At 71.2% G+C, this 15646-nt stretch carries 15 protein-coding genes; 8 read left to right on the forward strand and 7 right to left on the reverse strand.

Features of this window, described 5'->3' with window-relative positions; genetic code table 11:
- The first annotated feature begins 10 nt into the window (after positions 1-10).
- Genes T9R20_RS12840 through T9R20_RS12850 form a run of 3 tightly spaced genes read left to right on the forward strand, consistent with a single transcriptional unit; the run spans position 11 to position 2204 of the window.
- Positions 11-418: a YrdB family protein gene (locus T9R20_RS12840; protein ID WP_322409698.1), complete on the forward strand. Its 408-nt coding sequence runs from the start codon at positions 11-13 to the stop codon at positions 416-418.
- A complete protein-coding gene (locus T9R20_RS12845; RefSeq protein WP_322409699.1) occupies positions 415-1788 on the forward strand; it encodes an FAD-binding oxidoreductase in 1374 nt (457 codons plus the stop codon). The genes T9R20_RS12840 and T9R20_RS12845 overlap by 4 nt, the downstream gene beginning before the upstream one ends.
- Positions 1785-2204, forward strand: a complete 420-nt coding sequence (locus tag T9R20_RS12850; protein ID WP_322409700.1) for an NUDIX domain-containing protein — start codon at positions 1785-1787, stop codon at positions 2202-2204. Before T9R20_RS12845 ends, T9R20_RS12850 begins: the two co-directional genes overlap by 4 nt.
- Here the strand turns inward: T9R20_RS12850 and T9R20_RS12855 are convergent.
- From T9R20_RS12855 to T9R20_RS12880, 6 genes are all read right to left on the reverse strand, one after another.
- Positions 2192-2971 carry a glucosamine-6-phosphate deaminase gene (locus T9R20_RS12855; RefSeq protein ID WP_322409701.1) on the reverse strand — a complete coding sequence of 260 codons (780 nt, stop codon included), beginning with the start codon at positions 2969-2971 and terminating at the stop codon, positions 2192-2194. The two genes, T9R20_RS12850 and T9R20_RS12855, sit on opposite strands and share 13 nt — an antisense overlap.
- Entirely contained in the window at positions 2964-3923 is a 960-nt protein-coding gene (locus T9R20_RS12860; protein WP_322409702.1) for an ROK family protein, read from the reverse strand. Before T9R20_RS12860 ends, T9R20_RS12855 begins: the two co-directional genes overlap by 8 nt.
- The gene (locus T9R20_RS12865) at positions 3923-4804 is read right to left on the reverse strand and encodes a carbohydrate ABC transporter permease (RefSeq protein ID WP_322409703.1); all 882 of its coding nucleotides are present in this window, start codon (positions 4802-4804) and stop codon (positions 3923-3925) included. Before T9R20_RS12865 ends, T9R20_RS12860 begins: the two co-directional genes overlap by 1 nt.
- On the reverse strand, positions 4801-5796 hold the full coding sequence (locus tag T9R20_RS12870) for a sugar ABC transporter permease (RefSeq protein WP_322409704.1): 996 nt from the start codon (positions 5794-5796) through the stop codon (positions 4801-4803). The genes T9R20_RS12865 and T9R20_RS12870 overlap by 4 nt, the downstream gene beginning before the upstream one ends.
- A gap of 84 nt (positions 5797-5880) precedes the next feature.
- Positions 5881-7119, reverse strand: a complete 1239-nt coding sequence (locus tag T9R20_RS12875) for an extracellular solute-binding protein (protein WP_322409705.1) — start codon at positions 7117-7119, stop codon at positions 5881-5883.
- Between the two features lie 68 nt (positions 7120-7187).
- Positions 7188-8369, reverse strand: a complete 1182-nt coding sequence (locus tag T9R20_RS12880) for an ROK family transcriptional regulator (protein WP_322409706.1) — start codon at positions 8367-8369, stop codon at positions 7188-7190.
- A 121-nt stretch (positions 8370-8490) separates the two neighbouring features.
- Here T9R20_RS12880 and T9R20_RS12885 point away from each other — a divergent pair, with 121 nt between their 5' ends.
- The 3 genes from T9R20_RS12885 to T9R20_RS12895 all read left to right on the forward strand — a co-directional run bounded on the left by T9R20_RS12885 (position 8491) and on the right by T9R20_RS12895 (position 11597).
- Positions 8491-8970: a hypothetical protein gene (locus T9R20_RS12885; RefSeq protein WP_322409707.1), complete on the forward strand. Its 480-nt coding sequence runs from the start codon at positions 8491-8493 to the stop codon at positions 8968-8970.
- Between the two features lie 97 nt (positions 8971-9067).
- Positions 9068-10588, forward strand: coding sequence for a L,D-transpeptidase (locus tag T9R20_RS12890; protein ID WP_322409708.1), 1521 nt, complete (start codon positions 9068-9070; stop codon positions 10586-10588).
- Between the two features lie 40 nt (positions 10589-10628).
- Complete coding sequence (locus T9R20_RS12895) at positions 10629-11597, forward strand: acetylxylan esterase (RefSeq protein ID WP_322409709.1); 969 nt, start codon at positions 10629-10631, stop codon at positions 11595-11597.
- A 35-nt stretch (positions 11598-11632) separates the two neighbouring features.
- Here T9R20_RS12895 and T9R20_RS12900 read toward each other — a convergent pair whose 3' ends face one another.
- On the reverse strand, positions 11633-13852 hold the full coding sequence (locus tag T9R20_RS12900) for an NADP-dependent isocitrate dehydrogenase (RefSeq protein WP_322409710.1): 2220 nt from the start codon (positions 13850-13852) through the stop codon (positions 11633-11635).
- A 154-nt stretch (positions 13853-14006) separates the two neighbouring features.
- Between T9R20_RS12900 and T9R20_RS12905 the strand changes: the two genes are divergently transcribed.
- Together T9R20_RS12905 and T9R20_RS12910 are read left to right on the forward strand one after the other, a co-directional pair.
- A complete protein-coding gene (locus tag T9R20_RS12905; protein WP_322409711.1) occupies positions 14007-14459 on the forward strand; it encodes a GNAT family N-acetyltransferase in 453 nt (150 codons plus the stop codon).
- A 288-nt stretch (positions 14460-14747) separates the two neighbouring features.
- Entirely contained in the window at positions 14748-15635 is an 888-nt protein-coding gene (locus tag T9R20_RS12910; RefSeq protein ID WP_322409712.1) for an endonuclease domain-containing protein, read from the forward strand.
- Positions 15636-15646 lie beyond the last annotated feature (11 nt).

Here is a 15646-nt window from a genome sequence, read left to right on the forward strand (position 1 = left end):
ACTGGCCGGCGTGTCCGAGACCCCGAACGTGACGCCGCAGCAGCCGCAGTCCCCCACCGAGGGACGCCCCGCGGGCACCCGCGCGCCGCTGTCGGGAATCGACATCCTCGCCTTCCTGTGCGAGCTGTTCGCGTTCGTCTCGCTGGCCTTCTGGGGTTTCGTCGCCTGGCCCCTCCCCTGGAACATCGTCGCCGGCATCGGCGCCCCGGTGGGCGCGATCCTCATCTGGGCGCTGTTCGTCTCGCCGCGCGCCGTCTTCGCGGTGCACCCCTTCGTCCGGGCCTTCGTCGAGCTGCTCGTCTACGCCGCCGCCGTGGTCGCCTGGTGGGACCTCGGCGCGGTCTGGGTCGGCATCGTCTTCGGCGTGATCGCCGTGGCCGCCGGGGTGCTCGCCGGTCGACGGCAGCTGGCGTCGTGACCCACACGGCGCCCGGGGTGCTCGAGGCTCTCCGCGCCGCCCTGGGCGACCGGGTCGACGTGTCCGACGCCGCCCGTCACGCCGCCCGGGCCGACAAGTCCGGCCACGCCGCCGACGATCCGCCGCTGGCCGTCGTGCACGCCCGCGACGTCGCCGATGTGCAGACGACTCTCCGCCTCGCGAGCGAGACGGCCACCCCCGTCGTCCCCCAGGGGGCGCGCACGGGTCTGGCCGGCGGGGCGAACGCCGGCGCGGGTGAGATCGCGCTCTCGGTCCGCGGTATGGACCGCCTCCTCGAGGTGCGCGCCGACGACCTCATCGCCGTCGTCGAGCCGGGGATCCTCAACGCCGACCTGAACGCCGCCCTCGCCCCGCACGGGCTGTGGTGGGCCCCCGACCCGGCGAGCCGGGCGATCTCCACGGTCGGCGGCAACATCGCCACGGGGGCCGGCGGGCTCCTGTGCGCGAAGTACGGCGTCGTGCGCGACGCCGTCCTGGGGCTGGACGTCGTCCTGGCAGACGGGCGCCTCCTCTCCCTCGGGCACCGCACCGTGAAGGGGGTCACGGGCCTCGACCTCACCTCGCTCTTCATCGGCTCGGAAGGCACCCTCGGGGTCATCGTGGGTGCGACGCTGAAGCTCCGGCGTCTCACGACGGGCGACGTGTGCACGATCGCCGCCACCTTCCCCACCGTGCGCGCGGCCGCCGGCGGCTCGGCCGCGGTGACCGCGGCGGGCGTCCAGCCGGCGATCATGGAGCTGATGGATGCCGCCTCGCTCGCCGCCGTCCACGCGCTGCTCGGCCTTCCCGATCCGACCCCCGGCGCCGCGCAGCTGACGATCCAGACCGACGGCGCCGCCGCGCGCACCGAGGCCGAGCAGATCGCCGCGATCCTCACCGCGGCGGGCGGCTCCGTCGCGCTCTCGCACGATCGCGAGGAGGGCGAGCGGCTGCTCGCGATCCGCCGCTCCATGCACCCGGCGATGGAGAGCCTCGGCACGACCCTCATCGAGGACGTCTCGGTGCCCCGCAGCGCCCTGCCGGCGATGTTCGACGAGATCGCCCGCATCGAGCGGGACTACGGCATGACGATCCCGACCGTCGCCCACGCCGGCGACGGGAACCTCCATCCGAACTTCATCTACCCGGGCCCCGGAGAGGTTCCCGCCGAGGTGTGGGCGGCCGCCGACGAGCTCTTCCGTGCGGCGCTGCGGCTGGGCGGCACCCTCACCGGCGAGCACGGCGTCGGGGTGCTCAAGCGACGCTGGCTCGCCGACGAGCTCGGCGACGATCAGTGGCGGATCCAGCACGAGATCGCCCGCGTGTTCGACCCGAAGGGGATCCTCAATCCCGGCAAAGTGTTCGCGTGACCGGCGTCTCGCCCGAGATCCGCGTCAGCGCAGGGGTGGTGACGGATGCCGCGGGGCGGGCGCTCCTGGTGCGCAAGACCGGCACGCGGCTGTTCATGAACCCCGGCGGCAAGCCCGAACCCGGTGAGAACGCCGCGGAGACCCTCGTGCGCGAGCTTCACGAAGAGCTCGGACTCACCGTCACCGCCGCGTCCCTGCATCCGCTCGGAACCTTCCGCACCGCTGCAGCCAACGAACCCGGACACGACGTCGTCGCCGACGCGTTCCGGCTCGAGATCGATCCGGCCGCCGCCGCGCCCCGCTCCGAGATCGCCGAGGCCCGCTGGATCAGGCCCGAGGATGCCGCCGCGACACCGCTCGCTCCGCTGTGCGTCGTGCTCCTGCCCCTCGTCTGGGGCGCGGACTACAGGCCCTGAGCGTCGGGCTTGTTCTCCCAGGCGTACCGGTAGTACTCGGCCAGTCGCAGCTGCGACGCCGCCGCCTCATCCACGACGACCGTGGCATGCGGGTGCAGCTGGATCGCCGAGGCCGGCAGCGACGCCGTCAGCGGACCCTCGACGGCCCCCGCGACGGCCGCGGCCTTGCCCCCACCGAACGCGAGCAGGACGAGGTGCCGCGCACGCAGGATCGTCCCGAGCCCCTGGGTGATGCAGTGGCGCGGCACGTCGTCGGGGCTCGGGAAGAATCGCGCGTTGTCGCGGCGGGTCTGGGCGGTCAGGGTCTTCACCCGGGTCCGCGACGCGAAGGACGAGCCGGGCTCGTTGAACCCGAGATGGCCGTCGGTGCCGATGCCGAGGATCTGCAGATCGACGCCGCCGGCGTCCTCGATCGCCCGCTCGTACTCCTCCCCCGCGACGGCGATCCGCGCGGGGTCGCCGTCGGGTACGTGGACGAGTGACGGATCGAGGCCGAGCGGTTCGACGACCTCGCGGCCGATGACCGACGCGTAGCTCTCGGGGTGGTCCGGTGCGAGCCCGACGTACTCGTCGAGTGCGAAGCCCCGTATGCCGGAGAGGTCGACCCCTGCAGTCTTCTCGCGCAGCGCCCGGTAGACCGGGAGAGGCGTCGAGCCCGTGGCGAGCCCCAGAACGGTCCGGGGATTCTCACCGATGAGCCGGAGGATCTCGGCGGCGACGAGGGCGCCGGCGGCGTCGGCGCTTTCGACGATGACGACCTCAGCCAACGCTCAGCACCTCCTCGCCCCGCTCGGCGCCCAGCAGAGCCGCACCGAGCGCGGCGGCCGGCGAGCCGGCCGGAAGCAGTTCGATCCGCTCGTCGAGGTGCAGCGACCGCAGGAACGGCGAGGTCTCGCCGCTTCGCCGGAGCGCCGCACGCACCGGCGCGACGAGCCGGTCGCCAAGAGCGGTGAGCCCACCGCCGAGCACGACGACGTCGACGTCGGCGGTGAGGACCAGCACGCGCACGGCCGCCGCCACACCGCGCACGAGGTCGTCGCGCAGCGCGCCGGCCAGGGCGCGGTCGGCGCCGTCGACTCCCCCGGCCTCGGCGGCGTCGAAGACCTCGGCGACCGGGAGCGCGGCGGGTCGTCCCCACCGTTCGGCGATGGCGCGTCCTCCGGCGAGCGCTTCGATGCACCCGCGTTGACCGCACCGGCACCGTGGGCCTGCGGGATCGACGCTGAGGTGCCCGATCTCGCCGGCCGCACCGCGCGCGCCACGCCAGACGGCACCGCCGGTGACCAGTCCCGCCGCCACGCCGGTGCCGAGGTTGAGGTACGCCAGCCCCGGCTCCACGCCGCCGGGCGCGGGAGAGGGCGCGGAGACTCGGAGCACGGCAGCACCCAGGGCTGCGGCCTTGACGTCGTTCTCGACGTCGACCGGCACGCCGAGGGTGGCGCCGAGGATCGCGGCGACATCGAGCGAGCGCACCCCGAGGTTGACCGCGTGCGAGACGACGCCCGATCCGGGGACGATCTGCCCCGGCATCCCGATCCCAACCGAGGTGGCACGACCGCCGGATCGCGCCGCGACCTCATCGACCGCGGCGAGGATCGACGCGATCACACCGTCGGGCCCGAGGGTGGTGGGGCGGCGGACCCGTGCGACGACGCCTCCGGCGTCATCCAGGGCCACCGCCTCGGTCTTGGTGCCCCCGACATCCAGTCCGACCCGCATCAGCCCTTCACCGCCCCCGACACCAGGCCCGAGGTCATCCGGCTCTGCACGATCAGGAAGAACACCACCACGGGGATCGACACGAGCGTCGACCCCGCCATGAGCTCGGCCCAGTTGATGCCGCCGTTGGGGTCGAGGAACGTGCGCAGCCACACCGGCAGAGTCATCGCCTCGGGGCGCGGGTTGAGCACGAGGGCGAAGACGAACTCGTTCCAGGCCTGGATGAACCCGAACACGCCGGTGGCGACGAGGCCGGGCGCGAGGAGCGGGAAGGTCACGCGCCAGAACGCCTGCGACCGGCTCAGACCGTCGATCATCGCCGCTTCCTCGAGTTCGATCGGCACGCCGTTGACGAACCCGCGGAGGGTCCAGATCGTGAAGGGCAGCACGGTGGCGAGGTAGACCGCGGTGAGACCGATGACGGTGTTGAGCAGCTGCCACCCGTCGATGAGACGGAACACCGAGATGATGAGCGCCTCGGCGGGGATCATCTGGATGATGAGGATCGTCACGATGAACGCCGCGCGGCTGCGGAACCGGAACCGGGTGACGGCGAGCGCGGCGAGGAACGCGAAGACCAGCGAGACGGCCACCGTGAGAAGGGTCACCGCGAGGGAGTTCCCGAGCGCGGGGAGGAACGGCGCGCGGTCGTGGTCGAAGATCACACCGAGGTAGTTGTCGAAGGTGAGGTTCTCGGGCCACAGACGCAGCGTGCTCCCGCGCACCTGGCCGTTCGGCTGCAGCGAGGTGTTGACCATCCAGTACACCGGGAACACCGAGCAGGCGAAGACGAAGAGGCCGGCCAGGGCGGCGAGAACGGATCCGACGCGGCGGCGCAGCCGCGGCGAGCCGAGGCGCCGGGAGGGGGTGAGCGTTGTCACAGCGACTCCTCCCGGAGGTTTCGTCGGACGTAGAAGATCGACAGGGCCACCAGCAGCAGGACGACGATCACCGAGATCGCCCCGCCCACGCCGAAGTCGCCGGCACCGAGCGAGACCCGGTAGATGTACACGCCGAGGGTGTTGGTCTGCTCGGCGAGGCCCCCGATCGACTGCAGGGCGTAGATCTGCGTGAACACCCGCAGGTCCCAGATCACCTGCAGGATCGTCACGACGACGAGGATCGGGCGGATGAAGGGGACCACCACGAGGAAGAAGCGCTGGGCGGCCCCCGCGCCGTCGAGCTGCGCGGCCTCGAGCACCTCGTCGGGCACCTGGGTGAGACCGGCGTAGACCGTGAACGCGACGAAGGGGATCGCGCCCCAGACGATGATGATGGTCGCGACGAAAAAGAAGCTGAGCGGCTCGATGAGCCACGAGTGCCCGGCGAACTGCGTGAGACCGAACACCTGGGAGAGCACCTGGTTCAGCACCCCGTACTGGGTGTCGAAGATCCAGCCCCAGACGATCGTCGCCGACAGCGGCGGCATTGCCCAGGCCAGCAGCAGCCCGACCGAGACGAGGGTGCGGATGACGGCGCCGAGGCGCCGCATGAGGAGGGCGATGAGGATGCCGAGCGTCATCGTCGCCACGACGCACACCGCCGCGAACACCAGCGACCGGGCGAGCACCTGCCAGAACTGCGGATCGGTGAGGATGCCGATGTAGTTGGCCAGGCCGATGAACTCCGGCGGGGCGCCGAAGACCTGGGCGCGGCCGAACTCCTGGAACGACATGATGACCAGCTGCACGAGTGGCCACCCGGTGATCGCGGCGAGCACGATCAGCGCCGGCGTCAGGAGGGCGTACGGGGTCAGGGTGCCGGGGCGGAGTGTGCGGCGCCGGCCGGTGCTCGGCGGCGGAGTCGGGGCGACGAGTCGTTCGCCGTCGACGGCGCTGACCGCAGGGCTGACGTCGCTGCGAAGCGTCGACATGGCTGATCTCCGTGAGGGTCGTGGGCGAGCGAGGCGTGGTCTCCGGGCCGGCGGGGCGAGGACCGCCGGCCCGGACGGGCGGGGTCAGCCGTTGAGGATGTCCTCGATCTGGGTGTCCACCTCGGCGGCCAGGGCCGCGACGTCGCCTCCCTGCGCGATGGTGACGAAGAAGTCCTCCAGCACGCGGGATGCTTCCACCTCGGCCCAGTTCGGTGACGCGGGCGTCAGCTTGGCGTTGCTCGCCGCTTCGGCGAAGGCGGCGGCCTCGGGGGTGTCGCCGAGGGTGGAGGCTAGGGACTTCTTCGCCGGGATGAGTCCGTTCTCACCGTAGATGGTCTGGAACTCATCCGAGAGGATGATCGCCAGCGCCTCCTTCGCGAGGTCGGGGTTGGCCGAATTCGCCGAGATGCCGATGTTCGAGCCGCCCGCGAAGACCTGCGCCGGCCCGCCGTCCATGCCGGGAAGGGCGTAGACCAGCGGTGCCGCCGGGGGGTTCTCGGTCTCGCAGGCGCTGGCGAGGCCGAGGGCCCAGTTGGGTGCCGAGAACTGGATCGCCGCCCCCTCGCAATACGGGGTCCACGGCTCGGCGTTGTCGCCGTCCTTCGGTGCGACCGACGCGGTCGTCATCAGCTCCTGCACCTGCAGCAGGCCCGCGACGGACTCGTCGGAGCTCAGCTGCGCGTCCCATTCGCCGCCCGACTCGACGGCGATCTCGCCGCCGTTCTCCCAGATGAAGGGAAGGGCGTTGTACCAGTCCTGCCCGGCGAAGTAGACGCCCGACTTGCCGGGGTTCGCCTCGGCGAGGGCGGTGGCCGAGGCGACGTAGTCGTCGAGGGTCGCGGGGGCCTCGGTGACCAGCGCCGGGTCGGCGAAGACCACACGGGCACCGGAGTACAGCGGCGGCGCGTAGAACGCCCCGTCGTACGAGCCCGCCTCGACGAAGCCGGGCAGCAGGTCGTCGCCACCGAGGGCCTCGTATTCGTCGCTGAGGTCGAGGAGGGCGCCGACCGAGGTGAAAGCGGGGGCCTGGGTGTTGCCGAACTCGACGATGTCGGGGCTGTCCGAGCTCGAGAGGCTGGTGGTCAGCTTGTCGACGAGGCCCTCCCAGCTCTGCTCCTCGATCACGAGGGTCGAGCCGGGGTTGTCCGCCTCAAACGTCTCGACGAGGTAATCGCGGGCCTCCTGCGGCGTGTCGGCGCCGACCAGCCACACGCGGATCTCGGCGCCCTCGTCCGAGCCTGCCGAGCCCGTACCGCCGGCGCAGCCGGCGAGCACCACGGCGCCGACCCCGAGCAGGGCGGCGCTCACGAGCGTCTTCTTCATGGGATTCCTTCTTCTGGGTGGGGTCGGGAAGACCGACCGGGTGTGCGGGGAGGGGAAGGGAGTGAGCATCAGGAGACCCCGAGCTGGCCGGAGAGCACCATGACCGCGGCACCGCGCAGCACGATGTCCTGCCCGTGCGCGGTCATCCGGATGCGCACCCCCTCGTGGAAGGGAGCGAGGGTGCGCGCGCGAAGCGTGTCGAGGGTGGCCGAGGCCAGGGTCCCGTCGAGAAGTTCCGGGGGGCCCGAGAGGACGACCTCGGACAGATCGAGGGTGGCCACGACCGGGGCGAGCGCGATGCCGAGCCGCTCCCCCGCGTCGCGGAGCACGCCCGCGCGGGCATCGTCATCGGAGGCCGCCGCGAGACGCGCCGAGAGCGCGGGAACCGACAGCCAGGCTTCGAGGCAGCCGATCTTCCCGCACGCGCACGGCGGGCCCCCGTCGGTGCCGACGGTGACGTGGCCGATCTCGCCTGCCGCGAAGCGGGATCCCCGTAGGGGCGTGCCACCGGTGAGGAGACCGGCACCGACACCGCGACCGACCTTGACGAGCATCACATCGTCCGCGGCGCCGCCGAGGGTGTACTCGGCGAGGACTGCGGCGTTGGCGTCGTTGGCGACCAGCACCGGCAGTCCGAGCGCGTCGGTGAGAGCGCGCTCGAGGTCGAACCCCACCCAGCCGAAGTTCGGCGCGGCGAGGATCACCCCGTGCTCGTCCACGACTCCCGGGGTTCCGACGCCGACACCCAGGACCGGTGCGTGGGCGTCGGCGACGAGCGCCCGCGCCAGGGCGACCGCGGTGTCGACGACCTCGGATACCGCGGGGGGAACGGGCACTTCGTGCCGCGCGACGATCTCGCCGTCGAGGGTGAGCACGGCACCGAGGAAGGTCTCGCTGCCGGAGAGGTCGAGCCCGACGATGCGATGGCCCGCGCGGTCGAGATCGACGAGGATCGCGGGCTTTCCGGGCCCCGCAGCCTCTCGGGTGCCGAATTCGGCCAAGAGCCCGTCCGCGATGAGCTCGGACACCAGGTCGGAGATGGTCACACGCGTCAGCCGGGTCTCTCGGGCGAGATCGGCCCGACTCATCGCGCCCCCGTGGAAGAGCGTCTGCAGCACGAGCGACCGGTTGTGTTGACGCGCCTGCTCGGGCAGCACCTTCGCAGTCTGGCGGCGCCCGCGCAGCGGCAGGCTCTGCGTCGGAGAGGACGCGTCGCCGAGGGGAGGACGGGAGATGTCGACCGGGGGCATGTTTGTTAGTACACCTTACGAACTAAGTCGACCGCAACCCTCGCGCCGCATTTGCTCGGAGTCTTTACGAATTCGTGATGAACCGACTGACCTAGGGTGGAGGGCGACGAAGGAGGTCGCGATGCGATCGAAAGCCGCCATCGGCACCCTGAGCCTGCTCGCCGTGCTGGGCCTTGCCGGGTGCACCGGACTGCCCACCGCCGCTCCCGCGGAGGACACCGCCGCCTCCCAGGGCAGCTCCGACGAAGGCTCGTCGGACGCCTCGGGCGACGGCGGGCAGACCACCGAGGACGCGTGCCTGCTGATCTCGGACAGCATCACCGAGGCGACCACCGAGTTCCAGGAGGCGTCCGCCGACGATCCGGGCGCCGTCGCCGAGGCGGCGCGTGCCGCCGCAGACAGCCTCGCGTCCGCGGCCTCGCAGGTGACTAACGACGAGATCGCGGCCCTGCTGCCGGAGCTGCAGGACATGTTCACCCAGACGGCCGAGGTGATGGACGCCGTGGCCGGCGGGGACGTCTCGCAGATCGGCGATGCCGCCGAGATCGGCGAATCGTTCCAGGTGACGGTGACGAAGTTCCAGGAGCTCTGCGCGCCCTGAGCTCCTCGGCTCCCGGGTCGTGATAAGACCGTTGCCCTGGCCGGCCGCGGCGTCCCTTAGCATGTAACGACGACACTGACGCAGTCGGGGGGACCGCGTGACTGACCTTGTGACCCGGCCGAACGCCGACGGGCCCGCGGACTCGCAGCCGACGGCCGACGATTCGGCGCAGCTCCCGGCAGCCGCTGCCACGGCCACGCCGGCCTCGGACGTTCCCGCCGGCGACGCGCCGGTCTACGCCTGGGCTCCGGTCGAACCGGCTCCCAAGAAGCGTCGCTGGGGCCTGTGGATCGGCGTGACGGCGGCCGCTGCGGCGATCGGCATGGTCGCGGCATCCGTCTTCCTCATCGCCCCGGGCACGGCTGTCGCCGGTGTCCCCGTCGGGTTCCTGACCCCCGGCGCCGCCGCCGCCGCCATCGAGACCCGTCTCGCCGAGACGACGGTCGTCCTCACCGGCCCCGGCGGCGACGCCGAGCTGACCGGCGCGGACCTGGGTGCCACCGTCGATGCGCAGGCCCTCGCCGAGACCGCTTTCGCCGAGCACCCGATGTGGAATCCCACCGGATGGTTCCCCTCCCCGATGGACGCCGAGGTGCAGATCGACCCGGTCCTGGCCGCCGACGCGCTGCTGGCTGCGGCCCCCGACCTCTCGGTCGCACCCGCCGACGCGACCGTCGCCTTCGACGCCGCCTCTGCGAGCTACCAGGTCACGCCCGCGGTCCCTGGCGAAGGCATCGACGCCGAGGCGGTGCGCCAGAGCCTGCAGGACGCCTTCCTCGCGGGACAGCAGCGCATCGAGGTCGAGCCGACGCTCGCCGCCGTCGACGCCGAGACCACAACGACGATCGCCGAGGCGACCGCCTCGCGCCTGAACGCGATGCTCGACACCGCCGGGTTCTACATCGGCGAGGAGCGGACCGTGCCGCTCGACCGCGCGGTCGTGGCCTCCTGGATCACGCTCGGTGACGGCGACCGCGGCACGATCTCGGTCGAGGTCGACCAGGCGGGCATCCAGTCGGTCATCGACACGCTCCCGGGCCTGGTGAACCGCGAGGCGGTCAACGCCACCGTCATCACGAACAAGGCGGGCACCGTCCTGCGCGAAGACGTCACCGGCGTGAACGGTCGCGCCCTCGAGGGCACCGACGGCCTCGCCGCGGACGCGGCCACGCAGCTCGCGGCCGGCGACGGCGTCATCGAGCTCGCGGTGGCAGAGACCCCCTTCACCACGGTCGCGCTCGCCCGGTCGGTCGAGGTCGATCTCAGCGCGCAGCAGGCCTACCTGTTCGAGAACGGCACGATGGTGGAGTCGTTCACGATCTCGTCGGGAACGGCCGCCACCCCCACCCCGACGGGCAACTTCACCGTCTTCGCATACACGCGGGTGCAGGACATGGGCGCGCTCTGCTACAACCCGAACGCGGTCAACAGCTACTGCACCGAGGACGTGCCCTACATCACCTGGTTCGCGCCCGACATCGCCTTCCACGGGGCGTCGAACTTCCGCTCCTCGCTCGGGTACCCGCAGAGCCACGGCTGCGTGAACATGTGGGATGACGCGGCACGCTTCATCTACGAGTGGACCGCCACGGGCACCGAGGTCAGCGTCTACTCCTGAGGCGCGACGCGCGGCACCGGGAGGGCGCTACGCTGACCCGGTGCCCCGCTTCGACCTGAGCCCCGCCGACCTGTCGACCTACCACCCGGACGTTGCCGAACCGGCCGACTTCGACGACTTCTGGACGGGGACGATCGGCGCCGCCCGTGCCGCGGGCGGCGAGGTGGTCGTCATCCCCGTCGCCACGCCGCTCACCCTCGTGGACACGTACGACGTGACCTTCCCCGGTTTCGCCGGCGACCCCGTGAAGGCGTGGTTGTGGGTTCCGCGGGGCGCGGACGGTCCGCTTCCCGCCGTCGTGGAGTTCAACGGCTACGGGGGCGGCCGAGGCCTCCCCCACGAGCGACTGTCCTGGGCGAACGCGGGGTACGCCCACCTGTTCATGGACACGCGCGGGCAGGGAAGCGGCTGGGGCTCGGGCGGAGAGACATCCGACCCGCACGGGTCGGGTCCCGCGGCATCCGGCTTCATGACCCGCGGTATCGACGACCCCGCCACCTACTACTATCGGCGGCTGTTCACCGACGGCGTCCGCGCCGTCGACGCGGTGCGCGGGCTCCCCCAGGTCGACCCGGACCGCGTCGCCGTCACCGGCGGCAGCCAGGGCGGCGGGATCGCGATCGCGGTCGCCGGGCTCGTCGAGGGCCTTCGGGCCGTGATGCCCGACGTCCCCTTCCTCTGCCACTTCGAGCGCGCCGTGGGCCTCACCGATGCCGATCCCTACCACGAGATCGTGCGCTACCTGCGGGTGCATCGCGGCGCCGAGGAGCGCGTCTTCCGCACCCTGTCGTACGTCGACGGTGTGAACTTCGCCGCGCGCATCTCGGCCCCCGCGCTGTTCTCGGCAGCCCTCCACGACATGATCTGCCCGCCGTCGACGGTGTTCGCCGCCTACAACCGCGTCCCGGTGGCCGACAAGGCCATCGAGGTGTACCCGTTCAACGAGCACGAGGGCGGGCAGTCCTACCAGTGGCTCGTGCAGGCGGCGTTCCTGCGCGAGCGACTGTAGGCTGCCCGCCCTCGTCGCACGGGGCGGATCGGGCCTCAGGCGATGCCGTCGATGATGGCGTTGAGCGTCGCCGACGGGCGCATCACCTGCGCGACCCGCTCGGGGTCGGGACGGTAGTAGCCGCCGATCTCGGCGGGCGACCCTTGGACGGCGATGAGCTCTTCGAGGATCTGCTGCTCGTTCTCGGCGAGCGCCTCGGCGATCGGGGCGAACGCGGCGGCGAGCTCGGGGTCGGCACTCTGGCCGGCGAGCTCCTGCGCCCAGTACAGGGCCAGGTAGTAGTGGCTCCCCCGGTTGTCGATGGTGCCGAGGGCGCGGCCCGGCGACTTGTCGTTCTCGAGGAACGTGCCCGTCGCGGCATCCAACGTATCCGCCAGGACCTGCGCCTTGACGTTGCCGGTGATGTCGGCGAGGTGCTCGAGCGATGCCGCAAGGGCGAAGAACTCGCCCAGCGAGTCCCAGCGGAGGTAGTTCTCGGCGACGAGCTGCTGCACGTGCTTGGGTGCCGAGCCGCCGGCGCCGGTCTCGAACAGGCCGCCGCCCGCGAGAAGCGGCACGATCGAGAGCATCTTGGCGCTCGTGCCGACCTCGAGGATGGGGAAGAGGTCGGTGAGGTAGTCGCGCAGCACGTTGCCGGTGACCGAGATGGTGTCCTCACCGCGACGCAGGCGGTCGAGCGAGTACTGCGTCGCCTCGGCGGGGGCGAGGATCTCGATCGTGAGGCCCTCGGTGTCGTGGTCGGCGAGGTAGGTGTTCACCTTCTCGACGAGGGTGGCGTCGTGGGCACGGGTCCGGTCCAGCCAGAAGACCGCCGGGGCACCGGTGACGCGGGCGCGGGTGACGGCGAGCTTTACCCAGTCGCGGATGGCGACATCCTTGGTCTGCATCGCCCGCCAGATGTCGCCGGGCTGCACCTCGTGCTCGATGAGCACGTCGCCGGAGGAGCTGACGACCTGCACCGTTCCCGCCGCCGCGATCTCGAAGGTCTTGTCGTGGCTGCCGTACTCCTCCGCGGCCTGGGCCATGAGCCCGACGTTGGGCACGGTGCCGATCGTCGCGGGGTCGAGGGGTCCGTGGGCGATGACGTCCTCGATGACCGTCTGGTAGACGCTCGCGTAGGACGAATCGGGGATGACGGCGAGCGTGTCGTCCTCGCCCCCGTCGGCGCCCCAGAGCTTGCCGCCGTTGCGGATGAGCGCGGGCATCGACGCGTCGACGATCACGTCGGAGGGCACGTGCAGGTTCGTGATTCCCTTGTCGGAGTTGACGTACGACAGGCGGGGCCCGCCGTCGAGGTCGGTGCGGATCGCGGTGGCGATCTCGTCGCCCCCCTCGATCTTCGACAGACCGGCGAGGATCGCGCCGAGTCCGTCGTTCGGGGTGAGGCCGGCCGCGGCCAGGGCCGCGCCGTGGCGAGCGAAGACCTCGGGGAGGAAGGCCTTCACCACGTGGCCGAAGATGATCGGGTCGCTGACCTTCATCATCGTGGCCTTGAGGTGCACCGAGTAGAGCACGTCGTCGGCCCGGGCGGTCTCCATCGTCTCGGCCAGGAACGCGTCCAGGGCCTTCGCCGAGAGGAACGTGGCATCCACGATCTCGCCGGGGAGCACCTTGATGCCGTCCTTCAGCACCGTCTCGGTGCCGTCGGCGGCGACGTGGCGGATGGTCAGCACGTCGTCAGCCGGGATGAGCACCGACTGCTCGTTCGAGCGGAAGTCGTCGTGCCCCATGGTGGCGACCCGGGTCTTCGACCCCTCGGCGAACGGCTTGTTGCGGTGCGGGTGCTTGCGGGCGTAGCTCTTCACCGACAGCGGCGCGCGACGGTCGCTGTTGCCCTCGCGGAGAACCGGGTTGACCGCGGAGCCCTTGATGCGGTCGTAGCGGGCGCGGATGTCCTTCTCCTCGACCGTGCTCGGCTCGTCGGGGTAGGCGGGGATGTCGTAGCCCTGGCTCTGCAGCTCGGCGATCGCGGCCTTGAGCTGCGGGATCGACGCGGAGATGTTGGGGAGTTTGATGATGTTGGCCTCGGGAAGCGTCGCGAGGCCGCCGAGCTCGGCGAGGGCATCGCCGACCTGCTGCTCGGGGGTGAGGTTCTGCGGGAAGGCGGCCAGGATGCGGCCACCCAGCGAGATGTCGCGGGTCTCGATGTCCACACCTGCGGTCCGGGTCACCGCCTGCACCATGGGCAGGAAGGAGGCCGTCGCCAGCGCCGGCGCCTCGTCGGTGTAGGTGTAGATGATGGTGGATTCCGTCACGTCAGTCCCTCGTTAGGCTCTCGTTCGTGTCGCTTCCCAGCCTATCCCACGGCGCCGAAGTATCTTGACGTCGAGATACTTGGGTGGGCCTGCAGCCGCGTCACCGGGCGTCGCGGGCGCGCGAGGCGGAGGCTTTCTCGCTAGCCTGTCGGGTATGGCCGAACTTCGCCTCGAGGAACTGTCCGCGTCCACGATCGTCGCGGTCAACAACATGTCGCTGAAGCCCGGCCAGGAGGAGTTTCTCTCACCGGTGAGCTACGGCATCGCCGCCACCGTGGTGAACCCGCAGACCTCGTGGCAGCGGGTCGTGCTCGACGGAGACGAGGTGGTCGGCTTCGTCAGCGCCAACTTCGATCCCGACTTCCCCCAGGAGTACTTCCGCTCGGTGCTCTGGCGCATCAACGTCGACGCCGACGACCAGGGGCGCGGTATCGGCCGGTTCGCCGTCGAGCGCCTGCTCGACGAGGCGCGCTCGCGCGGCATGCGGTCGGTCAACGTGATCTACGAGGCCGGCGAGGGCGGTCCCGAGGCGTTCTTCCAGCGCGTCGGCTTCTCACCCGTCGGCGAGACCGAGTACGGCGAGGTCATCGCCGAGGTCGCCCTGTAGCCGGGCCTCGCTCCCGTCTCGTCGCGCCGCACTCTAGCCCCGTCGCGCCGCACTCTAGGCCCCCGTCGCGCCGCGGGCGCGTCGCGTCGCGCTCCTGGCCTTTGCGCGTCCACACCCCTGGTTTGTCGGAGATTGGGTCGATTGTCGGATACACCATCCCGCAGCATCCGATTTCACCGGGTTTCGCCGACGACCGTCCTCTCCTCCCCACCACGGGTGTGGCCCCTGCTGTCCACGACTTTGACGTCGCGACCGGACTTCCTCCGCCACAACGCACACACTGGCCGGATGACGCAGACTGCCCCCTCGCATCCGACCGCGTTCAGCCCTCGCTCCGTGGAGCGCTGCGGACGATTGCGAGGCTGGATGGATGAGCGCGAGGGCATCGCTCACCGAGACGCCGTGGCCGACGCCGGCTTCGCGCTGACGGTTCAGCGGGAAGCGGTGCGGATGGGGATCATCCGGAGGGTCCGTCGGCACTGGCTCGTGACCCCGTCGTGTGCGGGCGACCTGCTCGCCGCGGCGCGGAGCACCGGCGTCTTGACCTGTGTATCGGCGGCCCGGCGCTACGGGTGGTGGCTGCCACCTGATGTCGACCGACGCGTCCACCTTCAGCTGAAGCCTCACGGACGGCCGCCGCGTGAGGACGCGGTAGCGCACTGGTCCGCGCCACTCACGCCTGCGCGCGGGAAGTTGTTGGCGTCGGTCGAGGACACCCTGCGCGATGTCGCGTCGTGTCTCGGACACGCCTCGGCATTGGTGGTGTGGGAGTCCGCCATCCGCACGGAGAACCTCGCGATCGACGCTCTCCGCCTCATTCCTTGGCGGCGGGTCGAGGCGACCCGCCTCGCGGACGAGGTTCGCGGACTCTCCGACTCGGGCCTCGAGACATTCTTCGCGGTGCGGCTGACAGCGTGGGGGGTGCCCTTCGTCCAGCAGGCCGTGGTCGCTGGCCACCGCGTCGATCTGCTCGTCGGAAGGCGACTGGTGATCCAGATCGACGGGTTCTCCTACCACTCGACAGCTGCGCAGCGCGGGCGCGACGTCGCCCTCGACGCAGAGCTGATCGTGCGTGGTTACACCGTGCTGCGCTTCACCTACGCGCAGGTCATCCACGACTGGGCGAGCGTCGAGCGCGCACTGTCGCGCGCGATCGCCGCGGGGCTGCATCGTTGATGACGTTCACT

Source organism: Microbacterium invictum, from assembly GCF_034421375.1.
GTDB lineage: Bacteria > Actinomycetota > Actinomycetes > Actinomycetales > Microbacteriaceae > Microbacterium > Microbacterium invictum_A.